Origin of the sequence: Actinokineospora sp. PR83, from assembly GCF_021056305.1 — a bacterium.
GTDB classification, from domain to species: domain Bacteria; phylum Actinomycetota; class Actinomycetes; order Mycobacteriales; family Pseudonocardiaceae; genus Actinokineospora; species Actinokineospora spheciospongiae.
The window spans coordinates 14,976-31,807 of the sequence record NZ_JAJCXD010000019.1 but is presented as its reverse complement, the minus strand read 5'-3'; the positions used below and the strand labels follow the sequence as shown (position 1 = coordinate 31,807).

The following is a 16,832-nucleotide window of genomic DNA, read 5'->3' as shown; positions in this document are numbered from 1 at the left end:
CCCGGGATGAAAGGTGGGGCGGTGTCCGAGGGGACAACGGGCTCAACGGTGCCGAGGCGCCAACTCGGCAGGTACCTGCGCGACCTGCGCGGCAAGGCCAGGCTCACGGTCCGCGCGGCGGCGGAGGCGCTGGAGTGGTCAGAGGCCAAGATCTGGCGGATAGAAACAGGCCAAACCAGCCTGCGCAGCTTGGACGCCGAGGCCATGTGCAAGGTCTACGGCGCTCCACCGGAGGCCACAGGATCGCTCAAGGAACTCGCCAAGGAAACCAAGAGCAAGGGGTGGTGGCACGCCTTCGGCGATGTCCTGACCAACGACTTCAACCTCTACGTCGGCTTGGAGGAAGCTGCCTCGTCCTTGCACTGGTATCAGTGCGAGTTGATTCCTGGCCTCTTCCAGACCCCCGAATATGCTCGGGTCATCTTCCGCGGTGGGCGCTCTGACGCGTCAGAGGAAGTGATCGAGCGTCTTGTCCGGCTGCGTGTCGAGCGGCAGGCAATCCTGGACCGGGTCACCGCCGCCCCGGACGTCTCGGTGGTGATCAACGAAGCGATCCTCCGCCGTCCCATCGGAGGACCCGTTGTCATGGGCCTGCAACTGGACCGCCTCATCGAGTTCGGGGAACTGCCCAATGTGAGCATCCGGGTGGCGCCGTTCTCCATCGGGTTGCACCACGGCGCACTCACCGGCCCGTTCGTGATCATGCGCTTCCCCCGGTACGGCGACCGTGACCCGGAGCCACCTACGGTTTTCGTCGATGGCTTCACCGGCTCCCTCTACCTGGACAAACCGAGCGAAGTCGGAAAGTTCGACCAGGCTTTTTCCGGACTGCTCGCCCAGATCCCGGATGAGAAGGCCAGCAAGAGCCTCATCCACCAAGCAGCAAGGGAGTTCATGCCATGAGCAAGCCCAACCTGTCCTGGCGCAAGAGCAGCCACAGTTCGGGAGAGGCCAACTGCGTCGAGGTGGCGTTCCCCGGCCTCTCCGTGGCCACCCGCGACAGCAAGCACCCCACCGGCCCCACCCTCTCCTTCCCCACTCCCACCTGGCACGCCTTCCTCACCACCCTCACCCGCTGACCTCATTCGTTTTGGGGACAGGCCCCCTCGTGGTCGGAGGGGGCCTGTCTCGTGCCGGGATCGGAAAAACCGCCTGGCGTGTTTGCTGCCAGCGTCCTTCGGGCCGGGCAGGCGACGGTGCCAGGCAGGCACGCACTGCTGCCCGGACTTCACTCGCGGAAAGCTCCGCCTCCGCCGGGAATTCGTGCTCATGTGGTTGGGAATCACAGGTGAATGTCAATTACCCGTTGACCGGACTACGGGGTGACACGTCGACAACGCGCAGGCCCTTGATCGGTAGTCCTGATCCGCCTCGATCAGGGAGAGGTGGACGGTCAATAGCGCTGGCACGTCACTGCGGAATCTGGACGTCTGCCGACCGCAATCGTCGATAGGATGGCCGGCATGGCCATCGCTCGCTTGCCCCTCATCGTTGTCGACTGTCCTGATCCTGGTGCACTCGCCGGGTTCTACGGCGCGATGCTGGATTGGGAGGTCGCTGTCTCCGCCGACCGGGCTTCGGTTTGCGCTGAGGACGGCCAGTGCATCTCCTTCCATCGGGTGGATGGTTACACGCCGCCGATGTGGCCAACCCAGGAGCGGCCCCAGCAGATGCACCTCGATGTGATCGTTGACGACCTCGATGCCGCCGAGGCGGCAGTGATCGATCTCGGTGCGACCAAACACCCGGACCAGCCCGGTACGTCCTTCCGGGTCTTCCTGGACCCGGCAGGTCATCCCTTCTGTCTTTGTCTGAACTGATCCGGACGGGGCCCTCGGCGTAGCTTCACGATGGGTTCCACCGGGCCGAGTGGGAAGACCTCGACGTGGTCGACCACTGGCGGCGGTACATGAACAACCCCGCCGCGTACCTGCGGTACGTCACCGACGAGTGAGGAACACCGGTGCCGGTCGACACCAGCGAGGCTGACGCGCAGTTCAGGCAGTGGATGCGCGAGAACCTCGACCGCGCCGCGGACCACTTCGGGGCGGTCATCGTCGGCGAGCCGCTGCTCGGCTGGCGTGACCGGTCGGTCAGCGCTCCCGCCCGCCGTGGTGATGACGACTGCTGGCTGCGCGTGGTGTCCGAGGACAAGCGGTGGGTCGGCGACGACTTCTGGACGGGCAACCTCGACGCGAACGTGTTCGAGGGCATCGCCAAGCCCCGCGTGTTGGACGTGGTCGAGTGGGAGGGATGGCGGCAGCAGCGCGCCGAGATCATGACCAGGTTGCCGGGCCGCGCGTGCTCGCCGACCGACGTACTGCGCGCCACGGTCGACTACCCGACGAGTGGTGGGCCGAGCTGCGCCGAACCGTCGACACCGTCGCGGTCACACCGACTGAGCGCGCCAACACCACCCAGGCCAAGGTGACCGACTGGCTCGCGCAGCGCTTCGGCGACGCGGTGGACCCAACAGTGCCCAGGTGGGAAACCGTGCACGGTGACGCGCACTGGGCGAACCTGTTCGGCCCTCGATTCGGACTGCTGGACTGGGAATGGTGGGGCAATGGCCCCGTCGGCACCGACGCGGCGACCCTGCTTTGCTACAGCCTCTTGGTGCCCGAGACCGCGCAACGGGTGCGCGAGGTCTTCGCCGACGTGCTCGACACCGACACGGGCCGGTTCGCGCAGCTCTACGCCACCGCTCGACTGCTGCGCAGGGTGGCCCGCGGCGAGTTCCCCGACCTCGCCGAACCGCTCGAACGGCACGCCTCGACCCTGCTCCGATCCTGACCGCGTGCAACGGCAGACCGAACACCCCCGCTGGGGGGAGAGCGCACCCTGTACGTGATCCGACCGGCTGAGGCGGGTCAGCTCCTCCAGTCTCACGTGGCCTGGCGCAAGAACAACTTCAACAACGGTCAGTCCAACTGCGTCGAGGTGGCGTTCCCCGGCCTCTCCGTGGCCACCCGCGACAGCAAGCACCCCACCGGCCCCATCCTCTCCTTCCCCGCCCCCACCTGGCACGCCTTCCTCACCACCCTCACCCGCTGACCGCCCCGAGTGACGCCTGCCCACCAGGCAGGCGTCACCCTTCCCGCTCGGGAGGACCAGCCGCATGGGCGGGCGCCGATAACCTGGGCGTCGTGGAGCCCTCGACGGTCACCGTGATCTCTCAGGGATGGGACGGGCCGTACTACCGCGTTCGGACCTCATCATTCGACGTGGCTTTCCTGATCGACCCCGACGTCGACCTCGATGGAGTGGACAACACCGACGTCGAGGTGCGCCTGCCCGACGGCTCCCGCTGGAGTGCGACGATCTTCACCGTCGCCGAGGTGGAACGGCTCATGGCGCGTTGGGCGGGCACCGGTGAGTACTCGGGCGGCAGCTACTTCTGGTGCCACGACGGACTCATCGTCCGCGATCCGGGTATCGGCAACATCGTGCGGGTGCTCGTCGCCCTTCACGAGGAGGATGTGCTCACCACCGTCCTCGACCGCCTCGAAGAACTGCCCTGAGCCCGCCTCCGCGCTCGGTCTCCAGGGCGCGGCCCATGGCGTCCTCCGGGGCTGAGCAGGCGACGACGAAGCGGTGGGACCGCATACGCCGGAAACCCGCCGTGCCGACCCGGTCAGTGGGCGCCCGGGTTCGGACCGGCCGGGTCACTCCGTCACGGGCAGGCACTCGGCGAGCAGGTCGACGACGTCGTCCCAGGCTCGTTGTGCGTGCTGCGGGTGGTGTCCGACGCCGGGGAGCACGGTGTGGTCGACCGGCGGGTGGTGGAAGGCGTGCAGGGCGCCGCCGTAGACCACGAGGCGCCAGTCGACGCCCGCGGCCTGCATCTCGGCGGTGAACGCGTCCCGTTGCGCGGGCGGCATGATCGGGTCTTCCGAGCCGACCCCGGCCCACACCGGGCAGCGGATGCGCGCCGCCTCGCCCGGGCGGCCGGTGGTCAGGCCGTTGACGGTGCCGATCGCGCGCAGGTCGACGCCGTCGCGGCCGAGTTCCAGTGCGATCGCGCCGCCGGTGCCGTAGCCGATGGCGGCGATCCGGTCGGGGTCGACCCGCGGTTCGGCGCGCAGCACGTCGAGCGCCGCGTGGCCGATGCCCCGCATCCGGTCGGGGTCGTCGAGCAGCGGCAGGCAGCGGGCCAGCATCTCCTCGGGGTCGCCCAGGTAGCGCCCGCCGTGGATGTCGAAGGCGAGCGCCACGTACCCCAGTTCGGCGAGGGTGTCGGCCCGGCGGCGCTCGACGTCGCTGAGGCCCGTGCCCTCCGGTCCGAGCAGCACCGCGGGCCTGCGGTCGGTACCGGCCGGGAGCGCGAGGTGCCCGAGCATCGTCAGGCCGTCGGCCGGGTACTCGACCGTGCGCGTGGTGGTCGTCGCCATGGGACCGGACGGTAGTGATCGACGGGCGCGGTCGGGCCCGGGTTCACCGCTGGCAGAACAGCCCCGGTGCCCGGGACCGCGCAACGGGTGCGCGAGGTCTTCGCCGGACAGGCCTTTCCGACCGGCGGGTAACCTCGGGTCCGTGAGCACCCCGGACGACACCGACGACGCCACCCCGCGCGAGGCGCCGGTCATGCCCACCGCCGAGGAGGCCGCCGCCGCCGGGCAGGCGCGGACCGACGCGCCCCGGGTCGTCCTGGTCAGCTTCTGGCTGTGGATCGCGGCGGGGGCCATCGGGCTGGTCGGGGCCGTGTTGTTCCTCGTGCTGCGCGACGAGTGGGCGGACATCCAGGCCCGGAGCAACCCCGGGCAGAGCGTCTCCGACATGCGGGGGTTGGCCGCCGGGCTGTCCTGGTGGTTGTTGGCCGGGTCGGTCATGTTCCTGGCGTTCTTCGTGCTGGTCGGCCACAACGCCCGGCGGGGGGCGCGGAAGGCGCGCACGCTGCTGCTGGTGCTGGGGGTCTTCGCCGCGCTGTTCGAGTACTCGTTGGGGCGGGTGACCATCTACGGGCTCATCAGCGCGCTGCTGATCATCGTGGCCGCCGGGCTGCTCTACGCGCCCCCGGCCCGGCGCTTCTTCGCCGAGGACGACCGGTGACCGAGGAGGCCGGGGGAGTCACCGGAGAAATCACAGAGACCCCCGGGGTCGAAGGGGTCGAGGAGGCCGTCCGCTACCACGAGTCCGGCTCCACCTGGTGGCCGTTGCTGTGGGGGCCCGGTTTCTGCGGGGTCGGGTTCACCCTGGAGACCGTCACCGGCGCCTCGCACGGTCTTGCCTGGATCGTCGTCGGGGTGGTGCTGCTCGGGTTGACCGCGCTCTGGGTGTCGGCGCGGCGGACCGACCGGGCCGTGACGCTCACCGACACGACCCTTCGGATGGGGACCGGGGTGGTTTCCGTCGCGCGGATCGCGCGCGTCGGAGGGGTGCCGGAGCCGGTGGGGGCGCGGGCGGTCGGTGGTGGGTTCACCATCCCGGCCAAGACGCACCCGGTGCCGATGGAGATGGTCGACGGGTCGGTCGTGCTCGGGTGGGCCCGCTTCTCCGACGACCTCGTCGAGGTGCTGGCGCCCATGGTCGATGGCAACACCGCCGAGTCCGCCGACCTGGACCTCGACCTCCCTCCCAGCGCCCGCCGGAGCAGCGCGGCGAACGAGGACACCGCGAACGGAACAGCCGAGAACAACACCGAACGGCCGCAGATCCCGGTCGAGAGCAAGGAAGGCGAGCAGTGACCCGTCCCACCCCGCCGCCGTACCAGGTCCCGCCGCAGTACACGCCGATGCCGCCGGTGTCCGCGCCGCCGCCGAACCCGCGGCCGCGGATCGTCGACCACGCCGTGTGGCTGACCCTGGCGGGGATGGCCGTGAACGTGGTCGGCACGCTCTACCAGTTGATCTTCGACCGGGCGTGGGTCGACCGCACCGTCCGCGAGCTGACCAAGGACACCAACCCGACCTTCGCCGCCGTCGACGCCAAGGTGGTGGTGATCGCCGGGGTGTGCGGCGTGCTGCTGACCATCGGCCTCTACGTCCTGCTCGCCCTGATGGCCAGGCGCGGGCGGAACTGGGCGCGGATCGCCCTCGCCGCGCTGGCCGCGCTCGGGGCCGCCGGGTTCCTCGCCGGGGTGTCGACCGTCGGGCCCGCGCCGGACCTGATGTGGAACCTCGCCGACGCCGCCTTCCGCGTCGCCGCCGTGGTCTACCTGTTCCAACCCGAGGCGACCAAATTTTTCCAGCCGGGCCGCCGGGGCTGAAAAGCGCCGCGGCGCGGTGGCAAAAGTCGTGCGGCGACCGCTTCCAGGCAATACGGTCACCCCCATGACCACGAGTGGCCCCGATCCCGACCAGTCCCCCAGGTACGACCCCATGCCCGCGGCCCCGCCCCTGAGCGACCGCGAGATGGGTCAGCCCCTGTCCCGCCCCAAGCCCGTCGACACCGCGTTCACCCTGTGGATCGCCAACGCCGCGCTGAGCCTCATCGCCTTCGTCGTCTCCCTGACGATCGGTGGTGACGCCCTGCGCGAGGCGGCCCGCGAGTCCGCCCGCGCAGGCGGCGGCAACCTCTCCGACTCCGAGATCGACACCGCGGTCAGCGCGGGCCTGGCGTTCTCCGGGGTCATCGCGGTGCTGTTCTTCGCCCTGTACCTGCTGTTCGCGTTCAAGATGCGCGCGGGCCGCAACTGGGCCCGCATCACGCTCACCGTGCTCGGCGCGCTCGGCCTGATCAGCAGCCTGTTCGGCCTGCTCGGCGGCACGCTGGACGGGTTGAGCATCGTGCTGACCATCATCCAGATCGCGCTGATCGGCACGGCGATCTTCATGATGTGGCAGAAGGAGTCCACGCACTACTTCGAGGCCGTCAAGCGCGCCGGGTGATGTGCGCGGGATACCGCCGGGTTCGGTAACGCGGATCGGTCCGGTTGCTACATACCGGGCGTGACCCAGTTGTCCGTACTCCCCGAACCCGAGGTGTCCCGCGCCAGACCGGCGGCGGTGACCGGCGCGTTCTGCGGTGCCCTGCTCGGCGCCGGTATCACCGGCGTCATGCTCGTCCTCTCCACCCGGTCCCCGGGGCTGCTCGGCCTCGGGGCCGCCCTGTCGGCGCTGGCCGCCGCGGCCTGCGCGCACCCGTTGCGCGAGGGCCGCGGCTGGGCCCGCTCGGGCCTGGTCGCCGCCGCCCTGCTCGGCGCCCTGTGCGCCCCCGCCGCCGCGAACCCCGTCCCCGGCCCCACCGCCCCCTTCCTGGGCGGGGCGGCCGTGGTCGTCTGGGTGTTCGTGGTGACGCTGCTGCTGCGCGTCGACGCGGGCACCTTCTTCGCCCGCCGCTCCTGAGCCGCCGCCCCCGGTGGGCGCATGAGACCCTGGGGCCGTGACCACCCCCGAACCCGGTTGGCCGGAACCCGCTCCCGCGCCGCACCGCCCCCGCCGCGCGATCGTGGCCGCGGTGGAGGTCGTGGCCGTGGCCGCCCTGGTGGGGTTGGCGTTCTGGCTGTGGTCGCGCGGCACGGTCGCGGGCACCCCCATCCCCGACCGGCCCGACCTGCGGTTCGAGGAGTTCGACGGGCCGTTCGTGGCCGGTGCGGTCGCCGCGGCCACCCTCGCGGGCCTGGTCCTCGTGGACGCCGTGCGGCAGGTCGTGCTGGCGGTGCGGACCACGCCGAAGGCGGCGCGGGCGGGCGCCGAGGTGGCGTGAGCGCGGCCACCCCGCCGCGTTTGGGACACTGGCGTGGTGACCGCTGAAGTCCAGGCCCACGTCCGCAGCTCCGCCGCCCTCTTCGACCGCGCCAAGGCCGTCACCCCCGGTGGGGTCAACTCCCCGGTCCGGGCGTTCTCGGCGGTGGGCGGCACCCCGCGCTTCATGACCGGCGGGTCCGGCGCCTACCTGTGGGACGTCGACGACAACCGCTACGTCGACCTGGTGTCGTCGTGGGGGCCGATGATCCTCGGCCACGCGCACCCGGAGGTCGTCGAGGCGGTGCGCAGGGCCGCGGGAGACGGGCTGTCGTTCGGCACGCCGACCGCGGGGGAGATCGACCTCGCCGAGGAGATCATCCGCCGGGTGGCGCCGGTGGAGCAGGTGCGCCTGGTCAACTCCGGCACCGAGGCCACGATGAGCGCCATCCGCCTGGCCCGCGGGTTCACCGGTCGGGCCCGGATCGTCAAGTTCGCCGGGTGCTACCACGGCCACGTCGACGCGCTGCTCGCCGAGGCGGGCTCCGGCGTCGCCACCCTGGGCCTGCCGACCACGCCGGGCGTCACCGGCGCGCAGGCCGAGGACACCCTCGTGCTGCCGTACAACGACTTCGACGCCGTGCGCGCGGCCTTCGCCGAGCACGGCCCGACCATCGCCGCGGTCATCACCGAGGCGGCGGCGGGCAACATGGGCGCCGTCGCACCGCTGCCCGGCTTCAACGCGCTCCTGCGCGAGCTGGCCACCGAGCACGGCGCGCTGCTGGTCATGGACGAGGTGATGACCGGTTTCCGGGTGTCGGAGGCGGGCTGGTTCGGCCTGGAGGGCGTCGCGGGCGACCTCTACACCTTCGGCAAGGTCATGTCCGGCGGCCTGCCCGCCGCGGCCTTCGGCGGCCGGGCCGACGTCATGGGCAGGCTGGCCCCGAACGGCCCGGTCTACCAGGCGGGCACCCTGTCCGGGAACCCGGTCGCGGTCGCGGCGGGCCTGGCCACGCTGCGCGCCGCCGACGAGTCGGTCTACCGCGCGCTCGACGCCAACGCCGCCCGCCTCGGCGAGCTGTTCACCGGGGCGCTGACCGCCGCGTCCGTCCCGCACCGCGTGCAGTTCGCGGGCAACCTGGTGAGCGTGTTCTTCACCGAGACCCCCGAGAACCCCGTCATTGATTACGCGGGCGCGAAGGCGGCGCAGACCTGGCGCTTCCCCGCCTTCTTCCACGCCCTGCTCGACCACGGCGTCTACGCCCCGCCCAGCGCGTTCGAGGCCTGGTTCGTCAACGCGGCCCTGGACGACGAGGCGTTCGAGCGCATCGCCACCGCCCTCCCCGTCGCCGCCGCGGCGGCCGCAGCAGCCGAGGAGCCCGCGTGACCCAGACCGTCGTCCACCTGCTGCGCCACGGCGAGGTCCACAACCCGTCGGGCATCCTCTACGGCCGCCTGCCGCACTTCCGCCTGTCGGAGACCGGCAAGCGCCAGGCGCTCACCGTCGCGGAGTACCTGCGTGACCACGACATCACCCACGTCGTGGCCTCCCCGCTGCTGCGCGCGCAGGAGACGGCGACGCCGATCGCCGGTTCGCACCGGCTGGAACTGGCCACCGACGACCGGCTGATCGAGTCGGAGAACGTCTTCGAGGGCCAGAAGGTCTCCGTCGGCGACGGCGCCCTGCGGCACCCGAGGAACTGGCCGCACCTGCGCGACCCGTTCACCCCGTCCTGGGGCGAGCCGTACCTGCGGATCGCCCACCGGATGCTCGGCGCGGTCCACCGGGCGCGGGCGGCGGCGGCCGGGCACGAGGCGGTGTGCGTGTCCCACCAGCTCCCGGTGTGGACGGTCCGCCGCTACCTGGAGGGCAAGCGCCTCTGGCACAACCCCTCCCGGCGCGAGTGCTCCCTGGCCTCGCTGACCTCCCTGGTGTTCGAGGACGAGAGGCTGGTCGGCCTGCGCTACGCCGAACCCGCGGGCGCCAGCGACCCCAAGAACACGGGGGCCTGAGCCGTGCGCGCGGTCGCGGTCGTGGCGCTGCTGCTGGCCCTGGCGGGCTGCACGGCGGAGAAGGACGCGGTCTCCACCGACACCGAGTTCGTCTTCGTCTCCCCGGGCGGGCAGACCGACATCACCTACCCCGTCGCCGACCGCAAACCGCTGCCGGAGCTGAGCGGGTCGAGCCTGATGGACGAGTCCCGGCAGCTCAAGCTGTCGGACTACCGCGGCAAGGTGGTCGTGGTGAACGTCTGGGGCCAGTGGTGCGGCCCGTGCCGCGCGGAGGCCCCCGAACTCCAGAAGGTCCAGGACGACTACGGCCCCAAGGGCGTGCAGGTCCTCGGCATCAACTTCCGCGACAACCAGCGCGACGTCCCGCAGGACTTCGTCCGCGACCGCGGCCTGACCTACCCGTCGATCTTCGACCCGCCCGGCCGCACCCTGCTGGCCCTCAAGGGCTACCCGCGCGCGGTCGTCCCGGCCACCTTCCTCATCGACAAGCAGGGCCGGGTCGCCGCCGCCTACATGCGCGACCTGCTGGCCGACGACCTCAGGGCCGAGTTGGACAAGCTCACCGCCGAGTCCTGACCGCCCCGGGTGTGAGGTAGGACGCCCCAGGGCCGGGCGCTCACCGGGCCCTGACAGCCGATCCCTACGCTGACTCCGTGGATCCCACCGAGCTCGTGACCACCGGCCCGCTCCTGGCGGCGGGTGGCGTGGCGCTGCTGGCGGGCGTGGTCTCCTTCGCCTCGCCGTGCGTGGTCCCGCTCGTCCCCGGCTACCTGGCCTACCTCGCCGCCCTGGTCGGCGCCGAGGCCCCGGCCGTGTCCGCCGACGAGGGGCGCAAGTCCGGCCGCGGCCGGGTGCTGGGCGCGGTGGCGCTGTTCATCCTCGGGTTCACCGTCGTCTTCGCCGCGACGATCGGCAGCGTCGTCTGGCTGGCGGACACGCTCCTGGTCAACGAGGACGTCCTGCAACGGGTCGGTGGCGTGGTCACCATCGCCATGGCACTGGTGTTCGTCGGCCTGGTCCCCGGGATGCAGAAGGACATCCGCATCCACACGACGCCCAAGCTCGGCCTGGCCGGTGCCCCCGTCCTCGGAGCCGTGTTCGGCCTGGGCTGGACGCCGTGCATCGGGCCGACGCTGATGGGCGTGCTGTCCCTGGCCACCGCCACCGGCGGCACCGCGGCCCGCGGGTTCGTGCTCGTCCTGGTCTACTGCCTCGGCCTCGGGGTGCCGTTCCTGCTGATCGCCCTCGGCGCCCGGTGGGCCGTGCGCACCACCACCTGGATGCGCACCCACGGCCGGGCGATGCAGCTCTTCGGCGGCGGGCTGCTGTTCGTCGTCGGGGTGCTGCTGGTCACCGGGGTGTGGGGCGACCTGGTCGCCTGGCTGCGCAACACCGTCGTCAGCGACTTCGAGCTGCCGCTGTGACCGCCTTCCTGCGCAACACCTGGCGCGGCCTCACCTCGATGCGCACCGCGCTGATCCTGCTGTTCCTGCTGGCGCTGGCCGCGATGCCCGGCGCCCTGCTGCCGCAGCGCTCGCTCAACCCGCCCCGCACCGCGGACTACATCGCCGCCCACGGCTGGTGGGGCACGCTGCTGGACCGGCTGGAGTTCTTCGACGTCTACTCCAGCGTCTGGTTCTCCGCGATCTACCTGATGCTGTTCATCTCCCTCGTCGGCTGCCTGCTGCCGCGGACGGTCGACTACGCCAGGTCCATGCGCGCCCAGCCGGTGCTCACCCCGCGCAACCTCGCCCGGATGCCGCACCACGCCCAGGCCACCCTGGCCGAGGAACCCGCCGCGGTGATCGCCGACGCCAAGGCGCGGCTGTCCGGCTGGCGAACCGTCGAACGCGACGAGGACGGCGGCGGCAAGACCCTCAGCGCGGAGAAGGGCTACCTGCGCGAGCTGGGCAACCTCGTCTTCCACTTCGCCATGCTCGGGCTGATCGTCGCCCTGGCCCTGGGCAAGATGTTCAACTACGAGGGCCAGGTCATCGTGCTGGCCGACGGCTCCGAGTTCTGCAACTCCGGCACCGCCGGGTACGACACGTTCCGGCCCGGCCTGCGCGTCGACGGCACCGACCTCACCCCGTTCTGCGTGCGGGTCAACGACCTCGACGTCAGCTACTTCCCCGACGGGCAGGCCGAGCAGTTCACCGTGCGGATGGACTACCAGGCGGGCGCCGACCTCGACGCGGGCACCTGGCGGCCCTACGACCTGCGGGTCAACGAACCGCTGCGGGTCGTCGGGGACCGGGTCTACCTGCTCGGCCAGGGCTACGCGCCGACCTTCACCGTCACCTTCCCCAACGGGGAGAGCCGCACCCAGACCATCCAGTGGCGCACGGTCGACCCGCAGACCCTGCTGTCGCAGGGCGCGACCAAGTTCGACCCGCCGGGCACCACCGACGCCGAGCAGCGGCGCAAGAGCCAGATCGCGATCACCGGCCTGTTCGCCCCCACCGCCCAGTACGACGGCACCCTGCTCACCTCCGGCTACCCCGGGTTGCAGGACCCGGCGGTGGCCGTCGACGTGCTGCGCGGGGACCTGGGCATCGACTCCGGGCGCGGGCAGTCCATCTTCGAGGTGGACCGGTCGCTGGTGGACCAGGGCAGGCTGGTCCGGGTGGCCAGGCAGAACCTGGAGCTCGGCGGTCAGCTCCGGCTCGACGACGGCACCACCGTCCGGTTCGACGGCGTCGAGCGCTGGGCGTACCTGCAGGTCTCGCACGACCCGACGCAGGTGTGGGTGCTCGTCTTCGCCGTGGCGATGATCCTGGGCCTGGGCACCTCGCTGACGATCAAGCGCCGCAGGCTGTGGGTGCGCGCGACACCGGACGACGCGGGTCGTACCGTGGTCTCGGTCGGCGGACTCGCCCGAACCGACCAGGCGGGGTACGGCGAGGAGTTCAGCAGGATCGCAGCCGCGCTGCGCACTCCCAGGAGGGAACCCTGATGGCGGTCAACGAGACCCTGGCGACCTACAGCGACTGGTGCTTCCGCGCCGCGGTGCTGGTCTACGTCTTCGCGATGGTCGGGTACGCCGTCGAGCAGGCGTTCACCCGCACCGCGAAGAAGTCCGAGGCAGCCCGCGAGCTGGTCGGCGCGGGCGGACCGGTGCCCGCGGGCACCGACACCCCCGCCTACGGCCGGGTAGAGGCGGCCCCCCGGCGCGACCGGGCGGAGCGCGCCGGTCGCGCGGCGGTGGCCCTCACGGTCCTCGGCGTGGCGCTGCACCTGGCCTCGCTGGTGTTGCGCGGGGTCGCCACCCAGCGCGCCCCGTGGGGCAACATGTACGAGTACAGCATGGCCACGATGCTCATCGCGGTCATCACCTGGCTCGTGCTGATGCGCAAGTTCGACGTCCGCCGGATGGGCGTGTTCGTGCTGACCCCGGTCGTCATCCTGATGTTCCTCGGCGGCACCGTCCTCTACACCGACGCGGGCCCCGTGCAGCCCGCGCTGCGGTCCTACTGGCTGGTCGTCCACGTCTCCGCGGCGATCATCTCCAGCGGCCTGTTCCTGGTCCCCGGCGTGTTCAGCGTGCTGTACCTGATCAAGGCCGCGCACGACCGCGACCCCGCCAAGTTCACCCGCCTCGCCCCCAAGCTCGCCGACGCGGACACCCTCGACCGGCTGGCCTACCGCACCACGATCTTCGCGTTCCCGATCTACACCTTCGGCATCATCTGCGGCGCCATCTGGGCCGAGGCCGCCTGGGGCCGGTTCTGGGGCTGGGACCCCAAGGAGACCGTGGCCTTCGTGGCCTGGGTGGTCTACGCCGGGTACCTGCACTCCAGGGCCACCGCGGGCTGGCGCGGCACCCGGGCCGCGATCGTCAACACCACCGCCTTCGCCATGGTCGTGTTCAACCTGTTCTTCATCAACCTGGTGATCTCCGGGCTGCACTCGTACGCGTCGTAACCGTTTTGCGCGCGTTGCGGACAGCCCCCGTTTCGGTGGCGCGGGCCGCGAGCGACTACCGTCGCCATCGTGAGTCGGGCGGGACCGCTCGCACGCCGGGCAGGAGGGGTCGCAGGGGTGACTGGACGCCAAGATGAGTCCGAGCTGGCCTGGGGGCCGGGTGGCGGGTCCGCGGCGGGCCGGAGCGGTCCGCCGCGCGAAGCGGACACCGAGACCCACGACTTCGGCCCAGCACCCGAACTTGCCGACAAGGCCGACACCCCGAAGGCGGACGACCCGTTGACCGACGACGCGGCCACCGACCACACCCCGTTCCCCGAGGCATCCGGACCGCACCGGGTCCCCGGCCCGAACCAGTCCGGCCCGCACCCCGCGCCCGGCCCGCACCAGTCGGGCCCGCACGCCGTGCCCGGCCAGACCGGACCGCACCCCGTGCCCGGTCCCGGCCAGTCCGGCCCGCACGCCGTGCCCGGTCAGTCCGGCCCGCACGCCGTGCCGGGACCGCACCAGCCCGGCCCGCAGCCGGGCTACTACAGCGAGCCGACCCCCTCCGGTCCGCAGCCGCTGGCCTACGGGCAGGGCTACCCGCAGCCCGGGATGCCCCCGCAGGGCGGCCCGGCCGGTTACGGACCGCCGCCGCAGCAGCCGCCGATGGGACCGCCGCAGAGCGACGAGCTGTCGTCGGCGCGGCTGCTCAAGCAGGCCAAGCGCGCCCCGCAGTCGGGGTGGCGCAAGGCCGTCTACGTGGCCAGCGGTCACCTGATCAACGTGGGCGAGAGCCCGGCCGACCGGCACCGCCGCGAGCTGATCGCCCGGGTCAACCAGCCGCTGCGCGGCTGCTACAAGATCGCCATGCTGAGCCTCAAGGGCGGCGTCGGCAAGACCACGACCACCACCACACTGGGCTCGACGTACTCGTCGCTGCGCGGTGACCGGGTGATCGCCGTCGACGCCAACCCCGACCGCGGCACGCTGAGCCAGAAGATCCCGCTGGAGACCACGGCCACCGTGCGGCACCTGCTGCGCGACGCCAACCGGATCCGCCGCTACAGCGACATCCGCGCCTACACCTCGCAGGGCCCCAGCCGCCTCGAGGTCCTCGCCTCCGAGCAGGACCCGGCCGTGTCCGAGGCGTTCAGCGAGGACGACTACCGGCGCACGGTGGCGCTGCTGGAGCACTTCTACAACATCGTGCTCACCGACTGCGGCACCGGGCTCATGCACTCGGCGATGAAGGGCGTGCTCGACATCGCCGACTCGCTGGTGATCGTCTCCTCCGGCTCGGTCGACGGCGCCCGCAGCGCCTCGGCCACGCTGGACTGGCTGGACGCGCACGGCTACCGGGACCTGGTCTCCCGGTCCGTCGCGGTGATCAACTCGGTGCGGCCCAAGTCCGGGTCGGTCGACCTGGACAAGCTCACCCAGCACTTCAGCGCGCGCTGCCGCGCGGTCTGCCGCATCCCGTTCGACCCGCACCTGGAGGAGGGCGCCGAGATCGAACTCGAACGCCTCCAGCCCGACACCCGGGTCGCACTCCTGGAGATGGCGGCCACCGTCGCCGACGACTTCCCCAACGAGGCCCACCGACGGCACTGAGTCGACTTCTCCCGCCACCCACCCCCTCGTCCCCACCCGGCACCGTCCCCGGCTTGGCGGGGGCCGGTGCGGCCTGGGTGGGGGCGGGGTTCTGCTCCTGCGGTCGGGTGTGGAGCGCGCAGGTCGAGCCACGGGGAGGCCGTTCGCCGAGTCCATCGGCGGACGGCCCCTCTCTTGTGCCCGGTCAGGGCGTGGGCGGGGTGCCGTCGTCCGTGCCGTCCTTCTTCCGGTGCTTGTCGAGTCCGCGCAGGAACTCGGGGTCGTCATCCGGGGCCACCGACGTGCGGTGGGGCGACACGGCCGCGGGCTGCGGTCCGAGCGCGCGCCACAGCAGGACGGCGACGGTGATGGCGCCGACCACGGCGAGCAGATAGATCATCGAGAGACACCTCCGAACCCTGGGGGTTCGAGGCTAGCCGCTTTGTCGCTTTCGCGGGTCCCCCGCGGCGCTCGATTCGCCGATCAGAGGCCGCCGGGGCCGTTGGCCTCGGTGGTCAGCTCCGCCAGCAGCGTCCGCACCTCGGACTCGCGGAACCGGCGGTGCCCGCCCGGGGTCCGGATGGAACCGATGCGGCCCGCGGTGGCCCAGCGGGTGACGGTCTTCGGGTCGACGCGGAACAGGGCCGCGACCTCGCCCGGGGTCAGCAGGCGTTCTCCGACGTGCGCAACGGTCACTGGGGCCGCCCTCCTCGATGAGCTGGAACTCGGCTGGGGCCTGGTCGGCGGGAACCGTCGGACCAAACCAGGACCATCGTGGCACTTCGACCATCGGGTACTCGAACGGTTGGGTGATGGTAAAGAGGTAGTAAGGGACAAAACGGCCGTATCCGGACACCGTTCAGCCCCTGAGACGGACGTCGTACGCTGCCTCACCGTGGACACCGTGGACCGCCGCATCATCGCCGCACTGCGCACCAACGGCCGCCTCACCTACGCCGACCTGGGCAGGCAGGTCGGCCTCTCCGCCTCGGCGGTGCACGAACGGGTCGGCAAGCTGGAGGCCGCCGGGGTCATCACCGGCTACCACGCCGTGGTCGACCCCATGGCCGTCGGCCTGGGGGTGACCGCGCTGGTCGGCATCCACCCCACCGACACCGCCGACGACGAGGACGTGGCCGCCGCCCTGGCCGAGCTGCCGGAGGTGGAGAGCTGCTACCGGGTCGCCGGGGACGAGGCGTTCGTGGTCAAGGTCCGGGTCGCCACCGTCGACGAGCTGGAGCGCAGCCTGGGCAGGCTGCGGCGGATCAACGGCGTCGCCCGCACCCGCTCCACGGTGGTCCTGTCCACCCGCTTCGAGGGCAGGCCCAACGTGTCCGACGTCGAAGGACCCGCCCCGCGGACCGACGGGTAACCTGGGGCCGTGGACGAGCAGCGGAACCTGGGGCGCGACATCGTGCTTTACACCGCGGCCAGGGTCGCGCTGGTGGCCGTGGTCGCCGGGGTGCTGCTGTGGTTCGACCTGCCGCTGTTGGTCAGCCTGGCCATCGCCCTGGTCGTCGGCTTCCCGCTGGGCCTGCTGCTGTTCCGCGGCCTGAACGCCAGGGTCACCGCGGGCCTCGCCGAGCGCGGCGCGGACCGCGACGCCGAGCGCGACCGCCTGCGCGCGGAACTGCGCGGCGACCGGGACTAGGTCCGTGGTATTCGCCATGCTCGGAAGGTGACAAAACGTCGATAGTG

25 protein-coding genes are annotated in these 16,832 nt (G+C 71.7%); 22 read left to right on the top strand and 3 right to left on the bottom strand.

What is annotated here, in order from left to right; all coding sequences use genetic code 11:
• Positions 1–21: 21 nt before the first annotated feature.
• From L6E12_RS06685 to L6E12_RS06655, 7 genes are all read left to right on the top strand, one after another.
• Positions 22–903, top strand: a complete 882-nt coding sequence (locus L6E12_RS06685; protein ID WP_236227001.1) for a helix-turn-helix transcriptional regulator — start codon at positions 22–24, stop codon at positions 901–903.
• Positions 900–1,079 (top strand): DUF397 domain-containing protein, encoded by a 180-nt coding sequence (locus L6E12_RS06680; RefSeq protein ID WP_236227000.1) that lies wholly within the window; start codon positions 900–902, stop codon positions 1,077–1,079. The genes L6E12_RS06685 and L6E12_RS06680 overlap by 4 nt, the downstream gene beginning before the upstream one ends.
• A 384-nt stretch (positions 1,080–1,463) precedes the next feature.
• Positions 1,464–1,820, top strand: a complete 357-nt coding sequence (locus L6E12_RS06675) for a VOC family protein (protein ID WP_308074310.1) — start codon at positions 1,464–1,466, stop codon at positions 1,818–1,820.
• Between the two features lie 143 nt (positions 1,821–1,963).
• A complete protein-coding gene (locus L6E12_RS06670) occupies positions 1,964–2,431 on the top strand; it encodes a hypothetical protein (RefSeq protein ID WP_236226998.1) in 468 nt (155 codons plus the stop codon).
• Positions 2,428–2,793, top strand: a complete 366-nt coding sequence (locus tag L6E12_RS06665) for a hypothetical protein (RefSeq protein ID WP_236226997.1) — start codon at positions 2,428–2,430, stop codon at positions 2,791–2,793. The genes L6E12_RS06670 and L6E12_RS06665 overlap by 4 nt, the downstream gene beginning before the upstream one ends.
• 54 nt (positions 2,794–2,847) lie before the next feature.
• Complete coding sequence (locus tag L6E12_RS06660; protein WP_236226996.1) at positions 2,848–3,054, top strand: DUF397 domain-containing protein; 207 nt, start codon at positions 2,848–2,850, stop codon at positions 3,052–3,054.
• 92 nt (positions 3,055–3,146) lie between these two features.
• Positions 3,147–3,521, top strand: a complete 375-nt coding sequence (locus L6E12_RS06655; protein WP_236226995.1) for a hypothetical protein — start codon at positions 3,147–3,149, stop codon at positions 3,519–3,521.
• A gap of 144 nt (positions 3,522–3,665) precedes the next feature.
• Here L6E12_RS06655 and L6E12_RS06650 read toward each other — a convergent pair whose 3' ends face one another.
• Positions 3,666–4,391, bottom strand: a complete 726-nt coding sequence (locus tag L6E12_RS06650) for a dienelactone hydrolase family protein (RefSeq protein ID WP_236226994.1) — start codon at positions 4,389–4,391, stop codon at positions 3,666–3,668.
• 142 nt (positions 4,392–4,533) lie between these two features.
• On the opposite strand from L6E12_RS06650, the gene L6E12_RS06645 reads away from it, so the two are divergent.
• The 13 genes from L6E12_RS06645 to L6E12_RS06585 all read left to right on the top strand — a co-directional run bounded on the left by L6E12_RS06645 (position 4,534) and on the right by L6E12_RS06585 (position 15,155).
• Positions 4,534–5,049, top strand: coding sequence for a hypothetical protein (locus tag L6E12_RS06645; protein WP_236226993.1), 516 nt, complete (start codon positions 4,534–4,536; stop codon positions 5,047–5,049).
• Positions 5,046–5,684 (top strand): hypothetical protein, encoded by a 639-nt coding sequence (locus L6E12_RS06640; protein WP_236226992.1) that lies wholly within the window; start codon positions 5,046–5,048, stop codon positions 5,682–5,684. Before L6E12_RS06645 ends, L6E12_RS06640 begins: the two co-directional genes overlap by 4 nt.
• Positions 5,681–6,205 (top strand): hypothetical protein, encoded by a 525-nt coding sequence (locus tag L6E12_RS06635; RefSeq protein ID WP_236226991.1) that lies wholly within the window; start codon positions 5,681–5,683, stop codon positions 6,203–6,205. Before L6E12_RS06640 ends, L6E12_RS06635 begins: the two co-directional genes overlap by 4 nt.
• 64 nt (positions 6,206–6,269) lie before the next feature.
• On the top strand, positions 6,270–6,827 hold the full coding sequence (locus L6E12_RS06630) for a hypothetical protein (protein WP_236226990.1): 558 nt from the start codon (positions 6,270–6,272) through the stop codon (positions 6,825–6,827).
• A gap of 60 nt (positions 6,828–6,887) precedes the next feature.
• Positions 6,888–7,283, top strand: a complete 396-nt coding sequence (locus tag L6E12_RS06625; protein WP_236226989.1) for a hypothetical protein — start codon at positions 6,888–6,890, stop codon at positions 7,281–7,283.
• Between the two features lie 37 nt (positions 7,284–7,320).
• Positions 7,321–7,644: a hypothetical protein gene (locus L6E12_RS06620; RefSeq protein ID WP_236226988.1), complete on the top strand. Its 324-nt coding sequence runs from the start codon at positions 7,321–7,323 to the stop codon at positions 7,642–7,644.
• 36 nt (positions 7,645–7,680) lie between these two features.
• Complete coding sequence (hemL, locus tag L6E12_RS06615; protein WP_236226987.1) at positions 7,681–9,009, top strand: glutamate-1-semialdehyde 2,1-aminomutase; 1,329 nt, start codon at positions 7,681–7,683, stop codon at positions 9,007–9,009.
• Complete coding sequence (locus L6E12_RS06610) at positions 9,006–9,635, top strand: histidine phosphatase family protein (protein ID WP_236226986.1); 630 nt, start codon at positions 9,006–9,008, stop codon at positions 9,633–9,635. The genes hemL and L6E12_RS06610 overlap by 4 nt, the downstream gene beginning before the upstream one ends.
• 3 nt (positions 9,636–9,638) lie before the next feature.
• On the top strand, positions 9,639–10,211 hold the full coding sequence (locus L6E12_RS06605) for a TlpA disulfide reductase family protein (RefSeq protein ID WP_236226985.1): 573 nt from the start codon (positions 9,639–9,641) through the stop codon (positions 10,209–10,211).
• Positions 10,212–10,288: 77 nt separating this feature from the next.
• Positions 10,289–11,059, top strand: a complete 771-nt coding sequence (locus tag L6E12_RS06600; protein ID WP_236226984.1) for a cytochrome c biogenesis CcdA family protein — start codon at positions 10,289–10,291, stop codon at positions 11,057–11,059.
• A gap of 38 nt (positions 11,060–11,097) precedes the next feature.
• Positions 11,098–12,591 (top strand): cytochrome c biogenesis protein ResB, encoded by a 1,494-nt coding sequence (locus L6E12_RS06595; protein ID WP_236227018.1) that lies wholly within the window; start codon positions 11,098–11,100, stop codon positions 12,589–12,591.
• Positions 12,591–13,559 (top strand): c-type cytochrome biogenesis protein CcsB, encoded by a 969-nt coding sequence (gene ccsB, locus L6E12_RS06590; protein ID WP_236226983.1) that lies wholly within the window; start codon positions 12,591–12,593, stop codon positions 13,557–13,559. Before L6E12_RS06595 ends, ccsB begins: the two co-directional genes overlap by 1 nt.
• Before the next feature lie 279 nt (positions 13,560–13,838).
• On the top strand, positions 13,839–15,155 hold the full coding sequence (locus L6E12_RS06585; protein WP_240012475.1) for a MinD/ParA family protein: 1,317 nt from the start codon (positions 13,839–13,841) through the stop codon (positions 15,153–15,155).
• Between the two features lie 184 nt (positions 15,156–15,339).
• On the opposite strand, the gene L6E12_RS06580 is transcribed toward L6E12_RS06585, so the two are convergent.
• Entirely contained in the window at positions 15,340–15,534 is a 195-nt protein-coding gene (locus tag L6E12_RS06580) for a hypothetical protein (protein WP_236226981.1), read from the bottom strand.
• A gap of 83 nt (positions 15,535–15,617) precedes the next feature.
• Positions 15,618–15,830, bottom strand: coding sequence for a BldC family transcriptional regulator (locus L6E12_RS06575; RefSeq protein WP_035279382.1), 213 nt, complete (start codon positions 15,828–15,830; stop codon positions 15,618–15,620).
• A 199-nt stretch (positions 15,831–16,029) separates the two neighbouring features.
• Here L6E12_RS06575 and L6E12_RS06570 point away from each other — a divergent pair, with 199 nt between their 5' ends.
• Together L6E12_RS06570 and L6E12_RS06565 are read left to right on the top strand one after the other, a co-directional pair.
• Complete coding sequence (locus L6E12_RS06570) at positions 16,030–16,506, top strand: Lrp/AsnC family transcriptional regulator (RefSeq protein WP_236226980.1); 477 nt, start codon at positions 16,030–16,032, stop codon at positions 16,504–16,506.
• Between the two features lie 9 nt (positions 16,507–16,515).
• The gene (locus L6E12_RS06565; RefSeq protein WP_236226979.1) at positions 16,516–16,785 is read left to right on the top strand and encodes a DUF4229 domain-containing protein; all 270 of its coding nucleotides are present in this window, start codon (positions 16,516–16,518) and stop codon (positions 16,783–16,785) included.
• Positions 16,786–16,832 lie beyond the last annotated feature (47 nt).